This window comes from Pyxidicoccus caerfyrddinensis (assembly GCF_010894405.1).
Lineage (GTDB): Bacteria > Myxococcota > Myxococcia > Myxococcales > Myxococcaceae > Myxococcus > Myxococcus caerfyrddinensis.
In genome coordinates, this window is the sequence record NZ_JAAIYA010000054.1 from 1 (window position 1) to 20,453 (window position 20,453).

Below are 20,453 nucleotides of genomic sequence, written 5' to 3' on the forward strand. Positions count from 1 at the left end.
CATCCGCTTCACCATCTGCGCCTTGAATGCATCCGTGTACGGCACCGCGTCCTGCCTGCTCTCGCCCCCAGGGCGTCGTCAGCTCGGCACGTCAGCCGAGGCGACAACTTCCCTGACACAGGGGGCACGCCTGCCCAGCCCAGCCGCCGTCCCAGGAGGGGCGGGGCAGGGGCCTGGCTGTCTTGGCTGGCTGTGGCGGCTTGAGCTTCAACACCCCGCGGCCTGGGGAGGCCCGCGCGCCGGGGCCAGTCTCGCACCTGCCGTGGGCAGGCCCCGGTGCTCCAGAATCGCTCGCACCCCTCCCGCCTCCTTCACGTACGCCAGCACGCGCCGCCTGCCTCCACACCTCATGCAGGCGAACACTTACAAGAAGACGCGGCTGGGCTACCTCTGGACTTTCCTCACCCAGAACGAGAAGGGCGAGTGGCTCATCGGCTACCGCTTCAGCAGGGGGCGCGGGGGCAAGACGCCCCCTGGACGTGCTGGGTGGCACGACGGGCGCGCTCGTGGTGGACGGGTACACCGGCTACAACCCGGTGACACTGCCGGACGGGCGCACCCGCGTCGGATGTTGGGCGCATGCCCGCCGCCGCTTCTTCGACGCGCTCGCCACCGCTCCCGAAGCACGTGAGTCCATGGACCTCATCCTGGCAGGGGAGCGCGGCCTGAGCGGGCGTGTGCCCAATGAGGGCTGCACGGCTTCTCCACCGGCCTGGCGCACAGCTCGGCGGCACCCGTCAGCGTCACTCTTCGGCACCTCTGCTCCAGCCCCCACCCTCAACAGGCCTTCTCTTCGCCCTATGCGTCCCATCGTGAGCCGCTCCCCCGCGCAAGGCCGCCCCATCCGCGCGCCCATCCTCGTTTTGCACGCCGGAAGACCCGCGCTTCAAGCTCGTCCGTCTGCGATGCCGGCTTTCCGCCCTTGGTAAAACACTCAGTCCAGGGTCAATGTCTGGCCGTCGGTAGCGAGCTTTTGCAGTGCTGCCTGGCCCGCCGCCAGCTGATAGCTGACATAGAACGTCTTCAGCTGATTGGGCGCAGGGTCGGTGCACCCCGTGAAATAGTTAAAGAAACCCTGGTCGCCCACCGTGAGCGTCACGCCATTGGACGGGTCGGCAATGTATTGCTGCAACCTGTCTGTAATGTCGATGCCCATTGTGGTGGTGGCGTAGTATGCCTTTAAAACAACCACGCTGGAAAGCGGCTGGAAAATAATAATCAGCGTGCCGCCATCCACCTGGGCCCTTGCGAACTGCTGCTGCCCTCCTTGTATAGAATATGTGACTACCAGCGTCTTGGCCGTACCAACGGCAGGGTCCGGCCCCAAGACACTCGTATCAACCAAAATAGAAAAAAACAGCGTGAGGGGATTGTACTGAGCGTTAAACGCGGCCTGCACGGTAGTTGTTACATCCGCATAGGTTGGCCCGTTAGGCGCATCGGCTGCGCCCCACATGGCGCTGTTTACGGTAAGCGGGTTCGAAGGATTGGCCATGGTGATGGTCTCAGGGGTGTATTGCTGCTTGGGTGATCTTTTTGGCTTCCTCGACCAAGGAATAGACCGTATTGCCATCGGCATTCGTTTCCGTGGCATCTTCGTAAAAGTCCATATAGATGAAACTCGGCACTTTATATTCCGGATTGATGAAATTGATTTCGATAAAGGTTTTCAGGTCCGTTCCTGCGAAGACCGTCCCGGCAAGCGAGCGAAGGGATTTGTATTTAATTGATGTTTCTTCCAGGATGAAGCCCGCCAGGTAGCTAGTCACGATTGCCATCAAGGCGGCTGAAACGCTGATACCAATGACGGGGATCAGCACCAGCCAGGCGCAAGTAACCACAATCGTCGTTTTCAATGAGCTGGCGATTTGTGATATGACGATCTTTTTGTCGGGCATGAGGGAGATGGATAAAGCAAACGGCTTGGCAGTTTCACCCTTTGCGCATTGCTGCTGAGCACTGACCATCTCGGCAACCTTGTCCGTCTCGGAGTATGCGCTTGCTACCATGGACCCCTGATCTACCGGGCTGTAGGAGCTGTCCCAGAAGATGCTTGCTGGAGGCGCATCCTCCACCACCAGGATCACCCTGGACATGGTTGAGCTGCCCGTAATGTCATTGTAGGTGTGGTCAAACAGACTTTTCCCGTCACCTGGCGGGGCGAATACATGGTTCGCATCCATCGTCTTATTGATCATTTGAAAAAGCTGATCTTTTTGCGCCTCGGTGAATTTGTAGTTGCCTTCTTTATTCTGCTCATCCTCGTAATGACCTATGGTGAGGTAGATGATCTCTCCCGAGGACCCAGGGGTGTAGGTTGCGAAGGCATTGATCTCTGATAGCGCGTTGACCAGAGGTAGGCCCAACAGGGAGTGGTAGGTATAAAACGGGTTGTCCGGATCGTCATGGTTGTAATAAACGCGGAAGTCAAAACACCGGATCCCGTCGAGCATTTGTTTGGATACAGGCGAGGTTGTGGCCGTTGCGAAATCCCTGGTTGTCTGGTATATAGCTTTGGCGGCCCAGGTGACCGGATTGATGAATTCGCTGATATAGCGTATCACGTTGACCTGGTCGTTGAACGACTGGACGATATTCATCGCCTGCGCCATCCAGGGTGAATCAGGATCCACGATCAATTTATCCTGTAAGATGAAGGTCCCGGTGTCGTGTGTAGCAGGCAAGCAGATCTGCGAAAGCTTCAGGTTGCCGAAAGCCGGGGTTGCCGAAAGCTTGTTCATCCAGAATTTGTTCGGATAAGCATCATCCGTTCCGAAGGTGAGGCTCTGGAAGTCCACCGCGCTATAACGTATTGAATCGCCGGCGGCATCCGTAAAGGAAATATAAAAGAATTTCTGGACTCCCGGGTATGGATCAACACCGTTTGTAAACGCCAGCCAGAATGCGTCGGAGCCTATTGTTAGAGTATTGCTGCTCCCGGGGTCGGCGAAGTACGCGGTCACCTTGTCCGTTATGTCAATCGCTTGACCGAAGGCGCCGTAAAAGGCGGAGATGTTGGTGAACCCATACAATGGTGCAACGGTCAACAAGAGTGTGTCCCCGTCATGACCCGCCCGTACGAAAGGCGTCGCCGAGGATGAAGCCAGGATCGTGTACGTGATGATCAGATGTTTGAGGACGCCGGGCTCAGGGTCGGGAATTTGCAGGTTCTGCAGCGAGATCGGGAACGAGAAGGTGGAGATATTTCCCGGACTGTCGGCAAACTGCTGATCAAAATAGGTTTGTATCGTTGCAGTTACGTCTGTGATCGTATCGGCGCCATATAGGGCCGAATTCACTCGTATCAGGGGGTTCGCCATTGAATTTGTAAGGTTACGGGATATTGGTGTCTGGTACAAGCTGCCCCAGTGCGCGGACCATGGCTTCGTGGTGGCGCGCCTACGCCCGGGCCGCGACGTGAAGGCCGTCCGGCTGGCTTTCTCGTTCCCCCCGAAGCAACCCTTTCAGCGCCACCGCGACAATGGAGCCGGCCCGCCCATGGAACGCGCCAGCTCGCGCTGGCGCGATGGCAGAGGAGGAAAATTGAATGGAGCCTCTGGATGCACCCGGCGACTCACAACTCGAAGAGCGCATGGAAGGGATTGCCCCTGGGGCTGCTGGCCGCGTGGATGGGCTGTGGCGGAGATGCGCATGGGAGGAACAGACGTCGGGCCCGGCAGGACGCGCAGGTGGCACGCTTGTGCACGATGCCCCAGGTGGGGCCGGTGACAGCGTGTGCCTTCGCGTCCGCGGTGGATGACCCCACGCGCTTCTCGGGGCCGCATCAGGTGGAGGCGTACCTGGGCCTGGTTCCCAGCGAGAGGAGTAGCGGGGAGAATCAGCGCAAAGGCCCCATCACCAAGGCAGGCAACGAGCGGGTGCGCTGGTTGCTGGTCCAGGTGGCCCTCTCGCTACTGTGGGGGAAGAACCCCCAGACGGCGCACCTGCGAGAATGGGCCGAACGGATTGCCGCCAGGCGCGGTAAGAAGACAGCCGTGGTGGCGCTGGCGCGACGGCTGGCTGGAATCCTCTTCGCGATGATGCGCGATGGGACGGAGTACCAACCGCCGAAGCCAGCAGAGCTGGAGGCCGCTGCATGAGGTCGTCCCCGTCAGCCGCCTGACGAGCAGCGACCTCTCCCATAGGTTTCGATGAGCGGGTGAGCGCGCATTCCGCCTTGGCCAGCAACTCAGAGGGCCGCCGTATAGAGGGCGCCCCCGCTTTCGAATCTCCCCATGCGTCGGCGGCACCGCCCGCGGCGGCGTCCGCCGGGAAGGGGTATTTGCGGAACTGGATGCGCCAGTCCGCGGGCCCGAGCTGTTGGGACTGGATGTCCACCGGTGACCTGCTTCAGGGACGCCCGCTAAGAGGGGCGCGTCTACACGCGCCTGAAGCGGCCTGGAGCCAGGGCGAAGTAGCAGCCCACCGCGTCGACGTCGGGCTCCTCCGCGACCATCTGGTCCTCGTCCAGGTCGATGTCGTCCTCCACCGGCACGCCTTGGACGGCCTTGCGCTTGTAGCGCTTCTGCGTCTCCTGGTCGTACATGCCCGTCGCCTTCACGTAGATGTGCCGCGCCCTCGTGTCGCGCGTCGCGAGCTTGTTGGCATAGAGCGGCCCCGAGGTGTCGGCGGGCCTCTGCACGCCGTCCTGCTGGAGGACGAAGTCGGGCACCTGCGCGGCGGAGAGGACCACCGCCTCGCACTCGATGTTGGGACTGACGCGGTACAGGAAGCGCACCCGGTCTCCCACCTGGAGCGCGTTCAGCTCCTGGAGCTCCGCGATAGGGTCCCTGGGAGGAGGCGGCGGGGGGAGGACCTCGTCTGGAACCCCTTCGTCTCCTGATGCATCCGGCGGCTGCTGCGCGCCCACGTCCGTGACGCCCGTGTGCGCGCCCTGGAGCGGCGGCTGGGATGCGGCCTGCAGCCTCATCTCCTTGCAGGCCTCGCGCCGCGCGTCCGCCTCTTCCTTGTCGAGCGCTCCGCCGAACTCTTCGTCGTACAGCGGGTCCTTGGAAGGATCCGGGTAGACCCAGGCCTCGAGCAGCAGCGGGTTGTGGTCGCTGATGAGCTTGGCCTGCAGGAGGGCAGCCTGGAGCGAGATGAAGTCGTTCACCTGCTCCGGGAGGAGGTCCCACGAGGTGAGGCATCGCTCGACCACCTCCACGGCGGCCCGCAGCACGCGAAGCTCGGGACTGACTGTTCCCTCGCGGTCCGCCTTCCGGGCCAGCCACAGGATGAGCGGCTTCACGGCGACGGCGAGCTCATCCGCCTCGAGGAGCCCGTCGTTCCGGAGCCGCAGCACCGTCCGGAGCACCTCCGAGAGCAGCGCGCCGAAGTACCCATCCTTCGCATCCGGACGCAGCATGGCCAGGGCCAGCGCCAGCCTCAGGCCGAGCACGTCCGTCTCTCCCCCCATCGCGGGCAGTGGCTCCGAGATGGCCCCCGCGGCCCGCTTCAACGCATCCTCCACCGTGGCCACCCAATGCGGCTGGGGTTGTGCCTGGAGGGCCGCCTCGACCCATTGGCGCATTCCCACCAGCACTCCTTCGACGTCACCCGGCGTCGCCTCCGGGGGGCCCTTCTTCGTCGGCTTCGTGGTGAGCTTCACCAGCAGCGCCTCGATGGCGATTGCCAGCTCCACGTTGCCGGGGACGGGAGGAGCGGCGAGCAGGGGGCGCTCGGACTCGCGCAGCAGCCCCGGCAGTCCAATCAGGGCCGCCTTCAGTTTCGGCTTGTTGATGGCATAGCGGTTTGCCGGAGTGACCACCAACCCCGCCAGCGCGGCGGTCATGACCTCCTCGATGAGCTCCTCGGGCTCGGGTTTCGTTGGCGCGGAGGTGAAGGTCGACGTCTGGTCCCAGGCCGCCTCCGCCGCGACGCGACTGCCCACCTCGCGCACCTTCTTCGCCAGCGAGCGCGACAGGCCCCCGACCTTGGCTTCGAGCAACTCCGCCAGGGGCTTCTTCGACCGGGCCCGCCCCTGCACCGCGGCCTTCTGGAGCCGCTCGGCGGCGAGCTCGACCAGGAGCGCGCGCATCGCCTTCTCGGCCCGCGCGGTGGGCTTCTCGTCATCCAGCGCGGGGAGCAGCTTCGGCAGCGCGTCCGTCACCAGCTTCGAGACGTCCGCCTTCTGCTTCGACAGCGCCTTGCCAATGCTCTTCAGCACCGCGCGGAGCCATTCGTCGACCTGCGCGGGGGTGATGGCGCGGAGGACCGGCAGGTGCGCCAGCAGGGCCTCGAGGAACGGGGCAATCCTCGCGGCCTCGGGGAGCGGGCGCGCGGCCTTCTTCTCGTCGCCCCAGAGCTTCTTGAGGAAGCGCAGGGCCGTGTTCATGAGCTGGATGACGAGCACCTTCCGCCGGTCCTCGGGGATACTGACGGCGTCGGCGTCTCCGGTTGCGTCGGCGTCGAGCGCCCCAGTCCCCTCCCGGGGCTGTGCGTCCTCGGCCTGCGCGTCCTCGTCCTCTTCTTCCTTTTCGACGTCGTCTTCGAGGCCCTCCTCTTCCGGCGGGAGGTTGATGAGGGTCGGGGTGGCCTCGGCGATGCGATTGCGCGCCTGGTCCACGAGGTACTGGAGCTGCCCCAGCGGCCCGTCCAGCGACAGGATTGCAGCCGCAATCCCGCCGATTTGAATGGCGCCCGCGACACCGGGCGGCGGGGGCGAGGAGAAGAGCTGCGCGTACCGCACCGGCGTGAGGACGGACTCGAGGATGGGCAGCACCTGGACCTTCGGGTCGCGCAGGTGCCCCTCGGAGCGCGGCAGGACCTGGTCGTAGTTGGACAGGTCCAGGTCCCCCGCGCGGCGCGGCTGGAGGAAGACACCGCGAGCGCCCCGGGTGCGCAGCCCGGTGATGGAGCGCCGCCGGGTGGTGACGAGGCTGTCGTCGTAGGTGACGGCGGCCCCAAAGCCCACGGAGGTGACGGGATGGAAGGCAGCCTGCCGCCCCTCCACCTTGCTCAGTCCCTGCTGCTCCCGGAAGAGGAGGTTGAACTCGCGGCGGATGGCGTCGAGACGCTTCTTGGGTGCGCCCTTGCGGAGCGACAGGTCGATGAGCGTGTGGATGGCTTCATACGAGCGCTCGCCGAACACCGTGCCCAGTTGCGCCAGCTCCGCGATGCTCTCCTCCGGCGTGCTCGGGCCCAGCTCGATGGCACGCACGAGCACCTTGTCGACGGCGCGCCACTTCTTCTTGCGCGCCTTGTGGTCCTCGACGTCGTCCTCGTCCTCATCGACGTCGTCGTCGAGGAACTCTGCCTCGTCGTCCTCTTCCTCCTGCTCCTCGGGGGGGGGCAGCACCTTCTGGACGGCCGCTTCCCCCAGGCTCTGGAAGGCCACCTTGAGCACCTCGGCCTTCTCGTTGCGCAGCTCCATCCACTTCTTGCGCAGCGCCCTGCCCCCGTCCTCGGAGTGCTCGCACTTGTACGCCTGCCACGCGTCCCAGATTTCCGCGAGCGCCTCCAGATAGACACCCGACTCGAGCTCCTCGGGCCTCGCGTCCAGGCCGCAGAAGGCGTTGAGCTCCAGGTCCGGGTAGGAGATGGCCTCGGGGAGCACGGTGCGCGTGTCCTCGTCGGCGTTGAGGTCCGCGCAGATGAGGCAGTCCGGGTAGACGTCCCACCGGTGCACCGACTCCACCAACCCCAGGTTCGAAATCATGGTGTTGATGGTGCGCTGGCGTTCCTCGTGGGCGGTGGGCCCGGGGGCGTGGAAGAGAATCAACGGCAGCGTCCACGGCTTGCCGCTCTCGTCCGCGAAGGGGCCGCCCATCTCGAAGAAGAACTCGGCGGGGACGCGATAGGTGCGCAGCCGGCCGACGGCCCCGTACGTGCTGCTGGGAAAGGGGGCGCGCCCGCTCGCGTCCTCCCCGGTCACCACCTGGGCGAACCGGCTGCTCTTGTAGGTGATGCCCACGTCGCGCTGGAAGAGGACGGCGTAGTTCTCACCCGTGCGCCCGCCCGTCACGAGCGCGCCCGTCTCCCGGGTGGTCTCCGCGAGCCGGTAGTCCCACTGCGTCTTCCCCATCTTGTTCAGGCAGGTGAGGATGCGCTTCAGCTCGGACTCACCGTTGTGGGACATCACCTCGATGATGGCGCACAGGTGGGGGTCGGCGAGCTGGATGACGCGTGCGATGGCCTCGATGACCGGCTGGGGACGGCGCGGGGGGACGCCGAAGAGGAACTCTCCTCCGAGCCGCTCGATGTTCCACTCCATCACCCGGAGGGGGACACGCTCGCGCGGCTTCTGCTTCTCGTCGGTGGCGGACTGGGGCGGCTTCTGCTCCGGCGGGCATGGCTGGGTGGGCTCGGGAGGGCTGTCGCGAAAGGCCTCCCCCTCGGGCTGCTGGCTGAGCTGGAGTGGAGGGCTGTCGCGCGGCGGCACGCCGTCTGGGAGCGAGGTGCCCTCATTCCAGGCAGGCAGGGTGGGCGTGATGGCTCCCACCGAGGTGTGCGCCCGGCCCAGCTTGCGTTGCTTGGGTGTGGGCTGGGGGTCCTCCTCCCCTTGCGTGTCGTCCTGTTCATCCTCGTCCCGTGGCCGCTTCGTGCCCTGCTGTGGCCGAGGGCCCGGCGCGATGAGGAAGAGGCGCGGCTGCTTGGGCTTGGGCAGCGCGCCTCCGGACCCCCTCTTGCGTTTCAGCGAAGGGGTCGGCGCCCCGCAGTGAGGGCATGTGGTCGTGAGGAAGGGGACGGGTTGCAGACAGTTGGCGCAGTTCATGTGCCCTCGCCCACGTCGCTCACGGGGTGCCGGTGAAGACGCGCACGCTGCTCCACACGTGAGGCGGCAGCTCGCGCGTCAGCCGCTCCATGCGCCGGTCAGGGGGGAGAGCGGGGTCCTCCAACACCAGCCGCACGGAAGGATGGCTGTCGAACCCGGGCCCTACATCGAAAGTGAACCCGACGAAGTCGGCGATGGACGACTCCCACGTCAGCCCATGGCCGCGCGCCTGTTCCACGCGCACCTCCACCTCGGCCAGGAGCTCCTCCTCGGGCAGCGCCTGCGTCGCCGCGGGGAAATGTCGGCGGACGGCCCGGGCCAGCCTCCTGAGGAAGTCACGCTCCGCCGTGGCGGCGAAGGCCTGCAGCTGTTGCGTGCGGATGATGAGCATGGCCCCGGCGTCTCCGCGCGCGGCGAGTGCAAGCGCGAGGCCGGACGTCCGAGGCCCCGTGTGCGGGCCCGCGGCCCCGGAAGGTCATCGGCCAGGGCCCCGGCGGGCGTCATGGAATGACGCACGCGCGTCCCATGCGGACGCAGGCGCTGGTGCGGCAGGCAGCCGACGTGCGCCCGCGAGGCGTCCTGCAGGGGCGGCTGGCTTCAGCGTGGGCCTCACGCCAGTGAATGACTCATGCAACTCCCCTGCCGGAGGGCCGCCGCGTGCGCATCTTGGGTCGAAACCCTTCGCACGGATGCCCCCTGGCGGCCAAAGGACCCTGGCGCGTGCGCCCAACTGGGCCTCCATCCTCACGGTGAGCCCGGGCGCCGAGGTGCCCGTCGAGGCGACGCTGGTGAGCGCGCGGGCCGTCGAGACGTTCATGAGGGTCCTTCGCGCGGCGGAGGGTTTCGGGACGCGGGGCCTGCGGGTGCGCTGTGAGCGCAAGCGCGACGCCGCGGCCCTCAAGGCCCTGCAACGGGCCGCGTCTGGCTTCTCCCACGTCGAGTGGGTGTGAGCGTGTCCGCGTCGCGGTAGGCTGGTGACGTGGACGGCACCTTGTACGATCTCCTGGAGCGCGCCGCGGAGTCCTTTGCCCGGCAGGACGAAGAGCAGACGCTCGCCGCCCTGTTGTCCGCCTGGCGGGTGTGCCGCTCGCCGGAGCTGGTCAGGGTTTGTGAAGAGGTCGAAAGGCACCTGGTCGCGAAGCGCCTCGCCGTGGATGAAAACGCCGGGCCGCCGCTGCACGGGTCGTGGCAGGACACGCCCAGGTTCTTGGCGTGGCTCCTCATGCGAAAGGCGGGGAGTTTCCCAGAGTCGGTGGGGCTGTACCTCGACCAGGTCCTTCGGATGTCCCCGAACCCGCAGTTCGCGCCAGCGCTAGTGCTTCTCTCCCGGCTGCCTGAGTTCGAAGTTCCGTTGAACCTGACGAAGCTGTGTCTGACGCTCAAGCACGTGGGCCCACCCTTTGACGTCGCGCCGCTCAAGGCGCTGCAAGCCAGATTGGCGACTGACAGCGACTCCGCCGCTCGGCTCGCCTTCATCATCCGCATGGGGAGTGAGCGGGTGCCCCCGGTACTGGATGTGCGTGCCGAGGCGGCGCTCGAAGGCTTGAGGGAAGCCCTCGGCGCGAGGGTGGAGCAGGAGCATCGCTGCGCGAGCGTCCGGGAGCGGTGGCTGCCCCAGGTCTACGCCCAGCTCGACGACGATGCCGTGCGACTGGTGATGGCCGACGAGTTGGTGGCCCTCGGCGATCCATGGGGCGAGTTCATCGTGCTCCAATGCTCGCCCGCTCCCGATGAGGCCCGAGTCGCCGCGCTGCTCGAGGCGCACCGGTGGACCTGGGAAGGTCCCCTGGGGACACGCATCAAACGGGGCAGGACCCGTTTCGAGCGGGGATTCCCAGTGTCCGTCCAGCTGAGACAGGGGAGTCCAGCCCTACCTTCCTTCACCGCGCCGGGCCCCGCGTGGAGCACGGTGCGGGAGGTTGACTGGGGCGGAGACGAAGGGCCCGGTTTCGACGCGGAGTGGTTCATGCATCCACTCCTGCACGGTATCAGGCGGATGAGCCGGATGGATCTCCTCTCGGCCCGGCGCATGGGCCCGCATCCTTCCGTGAGCAGGTTGGGATTGTGTGCGCCTCAACCGGGCAGGACCTATCTGGACATGGTTCCTGGTGTTGAATGGGCGGAGACGTTAGAGAGGCTGGCCCAGTTGCCGAGCCTGTCGTGGCTGGAGCTTCGCAACGTCGGGCCGCTCGACCTGCTCCAATGCGCCAGATCGCCATTGGCGGCGAAGCTGGAGCGCATCGATGCCGACAGTCCGGGAAGCTGGAGGCTCACGGTGAGACCGGCGGCGGAGGTGCCCATCGAAGCGACGCTGGTGAGCGAGGAGGCCGTCTCGCTGTTCGTGGAGGTCCTTCGCGCGGCGGAGGGCTTCGGGACGCGAGGGCTTCGCGTGCGCTGCGAGCGCAAGCTCAAATCCTGGGAGATGAAGGACCTGAGGCAGGCCACGACGGCGTACTCACACGTCGAGTGGGAGTGAGTTCCGCTACGCTGGCGCGGTGAGCGACTCCCTGACCATCCTGCTGGACCGCGCGGAGTTGGCGTTGATGCCCAGGTTCGGCGCTGATGGTCAGCCCTTGCGGCGGGGTGGCTACTCAAATGAAGTGGCTGACCAGGGAGTTGAAATTCACCACGAAATAAATCAGAGGAACGATGTTCCCCAGAATCAGGGTCGGAATCAACCAGGCCGCTACAAGAAGTATCGATCCCTCGTTGAGATAGATGAAGAAATTGAACAGGAAGAGCCCCAGATAAAGATCAATCGTTACCTGGCGGCCCCATTTCAACGCGAGAACAATCTTTAGAGACTTCCAAAACGATTCTGTCCGACTTGCATGAACTGTGTACCCGGCAAACAGAATCAGAAGCGCAAGCGCAAGCCAACGAATAATTTCCATGGATATTTTGTACTTCAAGAACTCACGGGTGACCAGAAAGAGAGCTCAGGTCCGAGCGAGGCGAATGCTTATGGTCGGACTCGAAGAATCACAGCCGCCGGGCCTTCTCAGGACGCACCTCCTGGTGTTGCAGTCCGGGTCCGCGCAGTCGATTTCCGGGTCGCCGTCATTGCTGATGCCGTCGGTGCAGTCTGTCTCCGTCCGCTTGCCGCCGTCGCACGTGCAGCCCTGGCCGCAGGGCTCGCCGGTGCAGGACACGGTGTCCGCGCAGTCGATGCCGTTCTTCCCGTCGTCGTCCACGCCGTTGGCGCAGCTACCAAGCACCTACGGGAATACGGGGCTTCATGTCCCATGGCGGTAGGGGTTGCTTTCGATGGAAGGAGCATAGAGGAGATGAAGCGGCCGGCCAGCCACGGACGTGGAGGGAGGCCCACCGAGCCCTAGATTGCCGCGGCGCGAACAAGACCGCCGAGGTAGGGGGAATGGGCCATGGAGTTCATCGGCATCGACGTGCATAAGCGGGACAGCCAGGTATGCATCCTGGGGGACGGGGGCGAGGTGGTGCTGGAGCAGCGGCTGCGCACCCAACGAGAGCGGTTGGGCGAGCTGCTGGGCAAGCGCCCGAAGGCGCGGGTGCTGCTGGAGTCTTCCACCGAGAGCGAATGGGTGGCCCGAGGCCTGGAGGCGCTGGGCCACGAGGTGGTGGTGGCCGACCCCAACTTTGCGCCCATGTACGCCACGCGAAGCCGTCGGGTGAAGACGGACAAGCGGGACGCCCGGACGTTGGCGGAGGCGTGCAAGCTGGGGGCGTACCGACCGGCGCACCGCACCTCGGAGGCCCGGAGGCACATGAGGGCGCAGCTGGCCGTGCGCGAGGCGCTGGTGCGCACACGCACCCGCTACATCGCCCTGGTGAGCGCGCTGGTGCGGCGTGAGGGCCTGCGAATCGGGGACGGGGAGGCGGAGTCCTTCGTCAAGCGGGTGGCAGTCCTGCCGCTGCCCGGGTGGCTGAAGGCGGAAGTGGCTCCGCTGCTGGGCCTCATGCTGCACCTCAACGCGCAGATTGCCTTCCTGGACGGAGTGCTCGAGCGACTGGCCCGGCATGACGCGCAGGTGGCACGAGTGTGCACGGTGCCCCAGGTGGGGCCGGTGACAGCGTGTGCCTTCGTCTCCGCGGTGGATGAGCCCGAGCGTTTCAGCGGGCCGCACCAGGTGGAGGCCTGGCTGGAACTGGTGCCTGGCGAGAGGAGCTCGGGAGAGAAGCAACGCAAGGGGCCCATCACCAAGACGGGAAACCACCGGGCGCGCTGGTTGCTCATCCAGGCGGCGCTCCGCCTGATGCGGGCGAAGAAGCCCGAGACAGCCCATCTGCGAGAATGGGCCGAACGGATTGCCGCCAGGCGCGGCAAGAAGACAGCCGTCGTGGCGCTGGCGCGACGGCTGGCCGGAATCCTCTTCGCGATGATGCGCGATGGGACGGAGTACCAACCGCCGAAGCCAGCAGAGATGGAGGCTGCTGCATGAGGTCGTCCTCGTCAGCCGCCTGATGAGCCAACGACCTCTCCCACAGGTTTCGAGGAGCGGGTGAGCGCGTGTCCTTCCTTGGCCAGCAACTCAGGGCCGTAGCATAGAGGGCGCCCCCGCTATCGAATCTCCCCATGCGCCGGCGGCACCGTCCGCCCCAAGTCGAGCGCGAACAGAAGGCTGAAGAAACCTCGCGGAGAGGGGTTTGGAGTCAGATGGCACGAAGGAGGCGACTGCCTTTTGCCTCTGCGGCAGCGGTGGCGAGGGGGGAAGGAAAGCATTGCTTGAAGGCGTCTGTTGTTGAAAGTGAGACGAGGCAAGGTGCCTGATTCGGGGGGCCGCTTCACAGAAGGAAGGACAGGAGCGCTATTGGGGGTAGCAGGCGGGAGCAGAGCGGGAGGTGAGGGATGCTGACGGGGAGCCCATGAGCCGCACGCCGGGCCGGCGCAGAAGCCCTTTATCTCCAGCAGGCACACGCCAGCCCAGCCCAGCCGCCTTCCCAGGAGGGGCGAGGCAGGGGCCTGGCTGTCTTGGCTGGCTGTGGCGGCTTGAGCTTCAACACCCCGCGGCCTGGGGAGGCCCGCGCGCCGGGGCCAGTCTCGCACCTGCCGTGGGCAGGCCCAGGTGCTCCAGAATCGCTCGCACCCCTCCCGCCTCCTTCACGTACGCCAGCACTCGCCGCCTGCCTCCACACCTCATGCAGGCGAACACGTCGACGTCGAACGTCCTGCTGAGCAACTCGGCCCAGTCCACTCGCGGTGTCCTCTCCTTCATCCGCTCCTTCCTGGCCGCTGCCTCAAGCCCCGCGCTCGCCTCCTGCGCACCTGCTTGAGGGACCAGAAATGGCCGCAGTTTGGCGCCTGGAGCGAAGACGCCGTGGAATCTCGTGAGGTTTGCCCGAGGCGGAGGTACCAGGGACGCTACACGCCGTAACAGTTCCAGCCCGGTGAAGAGCAGGTGCGTGGTGCCGTCCGGCAGCGGGCGCTTCATCCGATAGGCGATGCGGCCGTCCTCCGCTCGTGACAGCCGCTCCAGCGCCAGCGCCAGCGCCAGCGCCAGCGCACCGCGCGCCCCGTAGCGGCATCGCCGTTCCAGTCCCTGCCTGTCGTTGGCATGCAGGTGCGTGTTGGCGTGCAGGGAGAAACCCTCCAGCAAGGCGCACCGCGGCTGCTTGTTGGGAGGGGGCCGGACGTCCACCTCCGTCCAGCGCAGCCGTTGCTGCAGGGAGTGCGCCGGGTACGCCTGCAGCGCGTCCTCAGGCCCTTGCGCGGGCAGGGCCCCTCTTTTCTCCAGCAGGCGCAGCACCCGGTGACGCACCACCCTCAGCAGCCGCTCCACCTCACCTTGCGTGGGCGGCGGCAACGCCTCGAAGCGCACGCCGCCCTCCCCCGGCACGAAGACGCCTTCCGGCACCAGCGCATGGGAGTGAGGGGTTACTTGCAAGGCCGAGCCGAAAAATTGGAGAAAAGAGACGGCCCCGGTCTGTCCACCGCGCAGTAGGGAGAGGGCATCGGCCCTGCCCTTCCAGGTTTCGGCTTGCTTCCGCTCGGATGCGGTCGGAGTCACTCCAGCGGGCACCGGAGACCCAAGGCGCAATTGGACGGGCTTCCCGTCGTGTACGGGCTCCATCCTTGAGTACCGGTTCCCATTCTCCTCCCAAGCGAGCAGCGGGTAGCGGTTGGAACCTGCCCTCCCCACAACGAAGTCGTTGTCCATGTGGTTCACTCCCCTACGGCGGGGCCTCATTCCCCGTGGAGCGCGCCAGCTTCGACGTTGAGAGCGCGACGGGCGCGCCTCCGATGGTGACGGAGTTCGAGCCGTCCGCCAGGTCCTCGCTCTTGGCGATGTTGGGAACGGGCACCGGCATGGGCCCGCTTGGCCCTGGCGCCTTACATACGTCTGGAAATCCCACCACTGTTCCGCCGCTCTCCTTCGTCACCGGGCTCAGCCCGTTGATGAGCGTGTGGTTCTCCTTCGGCATGGCGCGCCCCCAGATGGGAGCGACGATGACGAGGTTCAGGGCACCGTCGCATCACCCTCATGGGCATGTGCTCCCTGGTGGACACCCAATGCAGCTCGCAGCGTCCAGCCGTTGTAGTGCCAGCCACGGAGTTCACCACGCGTGCCCTTGCGGCCGTTGAACTTACGCAGCGACGTCAGCCGCCTGCGGCCCATCCGCACGCACGACCAGCCGACGACTCCCGACGTGGCTTATCGAGCTCCGGTTCCGGTCGTCCTTCTACGGCCGCGCTGCGCCGACCGCCGAAAGGCGCTGTGTAGGCGTCCGGTCCAGCCCAGGGGGCCGAGCGCAAAGCGGTGACGGTCACCATCGATTGGACCGACTTCGAGCCGGACGACCACTCCACGGTGGCCCTCCAGCTTGTCACCCGGCGTTGCCGCGCACCTTTGACGAGCGCTGCCCCCGGTCCGCCGCCCAGCACCGACGCGGCCCGCCCCACGGGCACCGCGACGCGCTCGAGGTCAGCGCGCCCTGCTGGCCCTTGACGCACCCAGCCCGCTGGCGCGCCACTCCTCGACCCGCTCCTTCCACAGCTTCGCGTCTGCCATGCACGCTGATTGGCTCCCTCCACTCAGATGGGGTCGAGTCCCTCACTCCTGGGGGGCCGCCTGCGCTCATGATTCCTTGCCCGTTCACATCCAGCGACTCGGTTCCCTATTCGCTTTGAGCTGGCAAGGGGACGACCCACCAGCTCGTCCCAATCCGAAAGGAACATAGAATGAAGAATGGACCGAGTTTCGCATGTGTGTACCTACTCAGTACGGCGCTCATGGCTGGCTGCGGAGGGGTGGCAACGGACGCCGAAGTCGCGCAGCCCGACGCGTTCACTGACTCCTCGAATCCTCCGGCAGTCACCGAGTCTGCCGTGCCAGCAGCTCCCCCGGAGCCTGACCCGGAGACGCAAGGCAACGTTTCGGCGTTCACGGTCACCCATGAGAGGTATCCCACGTCCGGCGCTCGCGTGTCCTTCGACTCATATGGTGACCACCTCGTCGTCAAGGACGTCGCGGCTGATGGCCACTCTGCGGTGGGCGTGCTGTATTCGTATCAGACTGGAAGTTACTATGCGTGCTGGAACCCCAATGGCTCAGGGACGGTGAAGGACTGCAACTTCAATTTTTATGAAGGCACCTGGGTTGCCTTCATTGGCTGCATCGGTGAGCACGGCTCAGGGCGGTTGCTGGCTTGTAGCCGTGAGTGGACGCTTGCCACGACGAACAACTAAGCCAGCCGATGTGAATTTCTTGCCTGGGTAGGTAGCCTCAGCAGCTGCCCTGCTGAAGGGCAGGGCAGCGTGAACTGACTCACGTCTACGACGGTGCTCACGGATGCTGATCGCGCGAAGCAATCAGAGCAGCCCTGAATCGGTCCGTCCTGGGGCACAGGAGCAAGGCAGTACGCGCCGGAGCCAACGGATTGAGGCCATGGGCGCTTGAAGTTGCCCCCGTCAAATCGGACAGCTCAAGGTTGAGAGTTAGCAGTACGGAACTCGCGGGGTGACTTCATCTTGAGGCCCCGGTGCGGGTGGCAGCGGTTGTAGTCGTCGAACCAGGCGGGTAGCTGCACCAGGACGTGGGCGGCCGAGTGCAGCTCGTTGACGTACACGTAGTCGCGCTTGAAGGTCTTCACGAAGGCCTCGGCCATGCCGTTGCTCTGGGGGGAGTACGAGGGCGTGGTGCACACCCTCAGTCCCAGGCTCAGGCCGAAGTCGCGGGTGTCCTTGGCGGTGTAGACCGGGCCATTGTCCGACAGCCACTCCACCGGGTGGGTCGCCTTGGCGATGCCCGGGCCGAAGCGGGCCTCGAGCGTCTCGGCCATCAGGTCCTGGATGGTGAGCGAAGTGGGAGGCTGGGCGTCGGCCTGGAAGGCGATGGCTTCGCGGTCGCAGCAGTCGAGGCTGAAGGCGACGTGGACGCGTTCGCCATTCCAGCAGCGCACCTCGAAGCCATCGGAGCACCAGCGCAGGTTGGACTTGAGCGTCACCACCTGGCCCTGGTGGGTGCGCGTCGGCTTGCCGGTATGGCGCAGCAACAGCAGCCGGCCCTGGCGCATGAGGCGGTAGGCGCGCTTGTGGTTTACGCCGGGCTTGCCCGCGGTCCGGCGCTGCCGGTTGAGGACAGCGCACGCCCTGCGGTAACCGTAGGTGGCTCTCTGTCCGACAACGGCCTTGAGCTCGTTGAGGACTTCGGCGTCGGCCTGGGCGTCCGGGCGGCGGGGCTGCCGAGGGGAAAGGGGGCGGTGCAGCGTGGAACGGGCGACTGCGAGGGCCCGGGCGACCGCGCTCACAGAATGCCTCCCAGCTTGGACAAGGCCGCGGGCGACAGTAGTTTTTTTCGCGCGCCAGCTCCACCGCGTCCCGGAGGATTTCGGCCTCCTGCGTCTTCTTGCCCAAAAGCCTCTGCAGCTCGCGCACCTGGGCCTTGAGCGCCTGCACCTCAGACTCGGGCACTACGGCCTCTCCGGCCTGCAGCCCCGACACGCCGCCCAACTCCTTCAACTGCCGCCACCAGAACAGCAGGCTGGAGCTGATGCCGTACTTGCGGGCCACCAGGGAAACGCTGCTCCCCGGAACCCCACACTCGGCCACCAGGCGCAGCTTCTCCTCCGCCGAGTACCGGCGGCGACGCTTGCTCCCCTCGACCCCCTCCGGGGCTCCCTCGTGGGTCTTCTTCTCCATCGTCAGACTCGCTTTCTAGCTGAACGAGCCTGTCCGACTCTTCAGGGGGCTACACCACTAACAACCCTCACAAAGCTCGAAGAGCTCCGAGCGAAGCTGTACGCGAAGGCCAAGGCGGAGCCGACGTTCCGGTTCTACGCGCTGTACGACAAGATCCATCGGTGGGACGTCCTGACGGAGGCGCTCAGGCAGTCGAAGCAGAAGAGGGGCGCCGCAGGAGTGGATGGACAGACCTTCGAGCAGATCTCGGCGCACGGCGAGGAGCGCTGGCTCGAGGAGTTGCAGCGCGAGCTGCAAGGGAAGGCGTATCGGCCCCAGCCTGTGCGGAGGGTGCTGATACCCAAGCCAGGAGGAGGCGAGCGACCGTTGGGGATCCCCACGATCAAGGATCGAGTGGTCCAGACGGCGGCGAAGCTCATCCTGGAGCCCATCTTCGAGGCCGACTTGAGCGAGGCTGCGTATGGGTACCGACCCGGACGCAGCGCGGTCGATGCGGTCCGAGAGGTCCATCAGGAGCTGAAGCGGGGGCGGAACCAAGTGGTGGATGCAGATCTCTCGAAGTACTTCGACACGATTCCTGCGCGGAGCTGATGAAGAGCGCCGCGCGGAGGATCGCGGACAAGGCGGTGCTGCATCTGGTGAAGATGTGGCTGAAGGTGCCTGTCGAAGAGAGGGACGAGCAGGGTCGCCCGAGGTACAGCGGAGGCAAGCGCTCGAAGCAGGGAACGCCGCAGGGAGGTGTGATCTCGCCACTACTGGCGAACATCTACATCAACCGGTTGCTGAAGGCGTTCACCCAGAGCGAGCTGATGAAGAGGAGCGGAGCGAAGATCGTCAACTACGCCGATGACTTCGTGGTGGTAGCCCGCAGGGGAGCCGCGGAGATGCTGGCGCAGGTGAAACGATGGCTCGATGGGCTGAAGCTGACGCTCAACGAGGCGAAGACGAGCATTCGCGATGCGCGGAAAGAGCACTTCCGCTTTCTCGGGTACGAACTGGGACCACTGGTCTACAAGAAGACCGGCCAGAAGTACCTGGGAGCCCGACCTTCGAAGAAGGCGATGGAGCACGCCCGGGGTGAAGTGAGCCGAATCCTTCGGCGCGGCAGGACAGAGCGCTGGGAGGAGATAGCGGGCGAGCTCAACCGGTTCCTGCGAGGGTGGGCGACGTACTTCGTCTACGACTCGCCGATGCGCGCGTTCAACGTGCTGGACTGGCACGTGACTCAACGGGTGAGGAACTTCCTGAGCAGGAGGCACAAGGTGGCGCGAGCAACGTCACGCTTCAAGTACAACGAGGTGCATCGGAGCCTCGGAGTGCTGGAGGTACGTGCCCTCCTGCGCTGAGACGCGTCGCGTGAAACCTGTCCGAGAGCCGGATGCAGGAAATCTGCACGTCCGGTTCGATGAGCGGCGTGGAGGAAACGGACCGTGGGTGAGACTCGGCGAGAGGGCGAGCGAGAGCGGACCCTCGCAGCAGGCGCCGACAAACCCGAGCGGCACCGCGCCTCCCGTCGACTCTACCCCTCATGCGGGGATGAGAACGGGACAAGACGGGGGAAGACGGGATAGGGAGGCACAACGAACCGACGTGAGATCAAGGCGATAGTGGGTAACAGCGCGTCCTGCCTGGGGTTTCCTATCGCCTTGTCCGCGGGTTCGATTCCCGCAGCCTCTACGGAGTACCTCCCAGAAGGGGACTCCGCCGCATTCGCATCGCGGCCTTCGGCCGCCGCGCTCGACGCGTGGCCCGCGGTGGTCCTCCCTGTCCCTCAGCCCCAGAGCTCGCGGGGTGGCCAGTACATCTCGCTCCCCTCGAAGCGGATGCCGGGCACCCTGTCCCGGGAGAGCAGCAGCGGCCCGTCCAGGTCCACCACGGCGGCCCCCTGCGCCACGAGCATTGCGGGCGCCATGGCCAGCGACGTCGCCACCATGCAGCCCACCATGAGCTGAAGGCCCTCGCCCCGCGCGGCCGACGCGAGCGCCAGCGCCTCCGTCAGGCCCCCCGTCTTGTCCAGCTTGATGTTGATGGCGTCGTACTTCCCCAGCAGCGTGCCCAGTCCGTGCCGGTCATGAGCGGACTCGTCGGCGCACACGGGCACCGAGCGGCGCAGCCCCTGGAGCGCGCCGTCATTGCCCGCGGGAAGCGGCTGCTCCACCATGACCACGCCCAGCTCCGCGCAGGCGTCGAGCAGGGCGGGCAGCGCCTCCGGCTGCCAGCCCTCATTCGCATCCACGATGAGCCGGCTCGCCGGAGCCCCCGCGCGGATGGCGCGCAGTCGCTCGATGTCCTCCTCACCGCGCCCGAGCTTCACCTTCAGCAGCGGACGGTGCGCGGCCTTCTCCGCGGCCGCGCGCATTGCCTCCGTTGTATCGAGGCTCAGCGTGTACGCGGTGACGAGCGGCCGGGGCTCGGACATGCCCAGCAGCGCCCAGACGGGCCGCCCGCTCCGCTTCGCCTCCAAATCCCAGAGCGCGCAGTCCAGCGCGTTGCGCGCGGCCTTCGGCTCCAGCACCCCGGCGATTCCGTCCCGCTCCAGCCCCGCCTCGATGCGCGGTCGGGCCGCCTCCAGCGCCGCCATGACGCCTTCCAGCGTCTCGCCATAGCGCGCATAGGGGACGCACT

General features: G+C 65.9%; 16 protein-coding genes and 1 pseudogene. 8 read left to right on the plus strand and 9 right to left on the minus strand.

Translation table 11 applies throughout. The annotated features are described in order from the left end of the window. The first annotated feature begins 509 nt into the window (after nt 1-509). Nucleotides 510-929 carry an IS66 family transposase gene (locus G4D86_RS54480; protein ID WP_420821900.1) on the plus strand — a complete coding sequence of 140 codons (420 nt, stop codon included), beginning with the start codon at nt 510-512 and terminating at the stop codon, nt 927-929. Nucleotides 930-934: 5 nt separating this feature from the next. On the opposite strand, the gene G4D86_RS50920 is transcribed toward G4D86_RS54480, so the two are convergent. Further along, nucleotides 935-1,495: a hypothetical protein gene (locus G4D86_RS50920; protein ID WP_164002964.1), complete on the minus strand. Its 561-nt coding sequence runs from the start codon at nt 1,493-1,495 to the stop codon at nt 935-937. A 10-nt stretch (nt 1,496-1,505) separates the two neighbouring features. After that, the gene (locus G4D86_RS50925; protein ID WP_164002965.1) at nt 1,506-3,320 is read right to left on the minus strand and encodes a PI-PLC domain-containing protein; all 1,815 of its coding nucleotides are present in this window, start codon (nt 3,318-3,320) and stop codon (nt 1,506-1,508) included. Between the two features lie 240 nt (nt 3,321-3,560). On the opposite strand from G4D86_RS50925, the gene G4D86_RS50930 reads away from it, so the two are divergent. Beyond that, entirely contained in the window at nt 3,561-4,100 is a 540-nt protein-coding gene (locus G4D86_RS50930) for a transposase (protein WP_164002966.1), read from the plus strand. Between the two features lie 278 nt (nt 4,101-4,378). On the opposite strand, the gene G4D86_RS50935 is transcribed toward G4D86_RS50930, so the two are convergent. Then, nucleotides 4,379-8,440, minus strand: a complete 4,062-nt coding sequence (locus tag G4D86_RS50935; RefSeq protein WP_164002967.1) for an exonuclease/endonuclease/phosphatase family protein — start codon at nt 8,438-8,440, stop codon at nt 4,379-4,381. A 292-nt stretch (nt 8,441-8,732) separates the two neighbouring features. Continuing rightward, entirely contained in the window at nt 8,733-9,104 is a 372-nt protein-coding gene (locus tag G4D86_RS50940; RefSeq protein ID WP_164002968.1) for a hypothetical protein, read from the minus strand. A gap of 298 nt (nt 9,105-9,402) precedes the next feature. Between G4D86_RS50940 and G4D86_RS50945 the strand changes: the two genes are divergently transcribed. Together G4D86_RS50945 and G4D86_RS50950 are read left to right on the plus strand one after the other, a co-directional pair. Next, a complete protein-coding gene (locus tag G4D86_RS50945; protein WP_164002969.1) occupies nt 9,403-9,663 on the plus strand; it encodes a hypothetical protein in 261 nt (86 codons plus the stop codon). A gap of 29 nt (nt 9,664-9,692) precedes the next feature. Beyond that, nucleotides 9,693-11,189, plus strand: coding sequence for a hypothetical protein (locus tag G4D86_RS50950; RefSeq protein ID WP_164002970.1), 1,497 nt, complete (start codon nt 9,693-9,695; stop codon nt 11,187-11,189). A 115-nt stretch (nt 11,190-11,304) separates the two neighbouring features. Here G4D86_RS50950 and G4D86_RS50955 read toward each other — a convergent pair whose 3' ends face one another. Continuing rightward, entirely contained in the window at nt 11,305-11,607 is a 303-nt protein-coding gene (locus G4D86_RS50955) for a hypothetical protein (protein WP_164002971.1), read from the minus strand. A gap of 489 nt (nt 11,608-12,096) precedes the next feature. Here G4D86_RS50955 and G4D86_RS50960 point away from each other — a divergent pair, with 489 nt between their 5' ends. After that, entirely contained in the window at nt 12,097-13,131 is a 1,035-nt protein-coding gene (locus G4D86_RS50960) for an IS110 family RNA-guided transposase (protein ID WP_164002972.1), read from the plus strand. A gap of 555 nt (nt 13,132-13,686) precedes the next feature. On the opposite strand, the gene G4D86_RS50965 is transcribed toward G4D86_RS50960, so the two are convergent. Next, nucleotides 13,687-14,574: a transposase gene (locus G4D86_RS50965; RefSeq protein WP_164002973.1), complete on the minus strand. Its 888-nt coding sequence runs from the start codon at nt 14,572-14,574 to the stop codon at nt 13,687-13,689. A gap of 286 nt (nt 14,575-14,860) precedes the next feature. Next, the gene (locus G4D86_RS50970; protein WP_164002974.1) at nt 14,861-15,112 is read right to left on the minus strand and encodes a PAAR-like domain-containing protein; all 252 of its coding nucleotides are present in this window, start codon (nt 15,110-15,112) and stop codon (nt 14,861-14,863) included. Between the two features lie 757 nt (nt 15,113-15,869). Between G4D86_RS50970 and G4D86_RS50975 the strand changes: the two genes are divergently transcribed. Beyond that, entirely contained in the window at nt 15,870-16,376 is a 507-nt protein-coding gene (locus G4D86_RS50975; RefSeq protein ID WP_164002975.1) for a hypothetical protein, read from the plus strand. A 222-nt stretch (nt 16,377-16,598) separates the two neighbouring features. On the opposite strand, the pseudogene G4D86_RS50980 reads toward G4D86_RS50975, so the two are convergent. After that, nucleotides 16,599-17,828: pseudogene (locus tag G4D86_RS50980) on the minus strand (IS3 family transposase). Between G4D86_RS50980 and G4D86_RS54105 the strand changes: the two are divergent. Together G4D86_RS54105 and G4D86_RS54110 are read left to right on the plus strand one after the other, a co-directional pair. Next, complete coding sequence (locus G4D86_RS54105) at nt 17,811-18,419, plus strand: reverse transcriptase domain-containing protein (protein ID WP_205520425.1); 609 nt, start codon at nt 17,811-17,813, stop codon at nt 18,417-18,419. The pseudogene G4D86_RS50980 and the gene G4D86_RS54105 sit on opposite strands and share 18 nt — an antisense overlap. Next, entirely contained in the window at nt 18,419-19,174 is a 756-nt protein-coding gene (locus G4D86_RS54110; RefSeq protein WP_205520426.1) for a reverse transcriptase domain-containing protein, read from the plus strand. Before G4D86_RS54105 ends, G4D86_RS54110 begins: the two co-directional genes overlap by 1 nt. 425 nt (nt 19,175-19,599) lie before the next feature. Here G4D86_RS54110 and dgcA read toward each other — a convergent pair. Further along, nucleotides 19,600-20,453: N-acetyl-D-Glu racemase DgcA (dgcA, locus tag G4D86_RS50990; RefSeq protein WP_164002977.1), on the minus strand; the 854-nt coding region annotated here is incomplete at its 5' end.

Bases quoted from the DNA above. Each gene is read 5' to 3' on its own strand.
- G4D86_RS50920 (WP_164002964.1), bottom strand. From the start codon at position 1,495: ATGGCCAATCCTTCGAACCCGCTTACCGTAAACAGCGCCATGTGGGGC.
- G4D86_RS50925 (WP_164002965.1), bottom strand. From the start codon at position 3,320: ATGGCGAACCCCCTGATACGAGTGAATTCGGCCCTATATGGCGCCGAT.
- G4D86_RS50930 (WP_164002966.1), top strand. From the start codon at position 3,561: ATGCACCCGGCGACTCACAACTCGAAGAGCGCATGGAAGGGATTGCCC.
- G4D86_RS50940 (WP_164002968.1), bottom strand. From the start codon at position 9,104: ATGCTCATCATCCGCACGCAACAGCTGCAGGCCTTCGCCGCCACGGCG.
- G4D86_RS50945 (WP_164002969.1), top strand. From the start codon at position 9,403: ATGCCCCCTGGCGGCCAAAGGACCCTGGCGCGTGCGCCCAACTGGGCC.
- G4D86_RS50955 (WP_164002971.1), bottom strand. From the start codon at position 11,607: ATGGAAATTATTCGTTGGCTTGCGCTTGCGCTTCTGATTCTGTTTGCC.
- G4D86_RS50960 (WP_164002972.1), top strand. From the start codon at position 12,097: ATGGAGTTCATCGGCATCGACGTGCATAAGCGGGACAGCCAGGTATGC.
- G4D86_RS50970 (WP_164002974.1), bottom strand. From the start codon at position 15,112: ATGCCGAAGGAGAACCACACGCTCATCAACGGGCTGAGCCCGGTGACG.
- G4D86_RS50975 (WP_164002975.1), top strand. From the start codon at position 15,870: ATGAAGAATGGACCGAGTTTCGCATGTGTGTACCTACTCAGTACGGCG.
- G4D86_RS54110 (WP_205520426.1), top strand. From the start codon at position 18,419: ATGAAGAGCGCCGCGCGGAGGATCGCGGACAAGGCGGTGCTGCATCTG.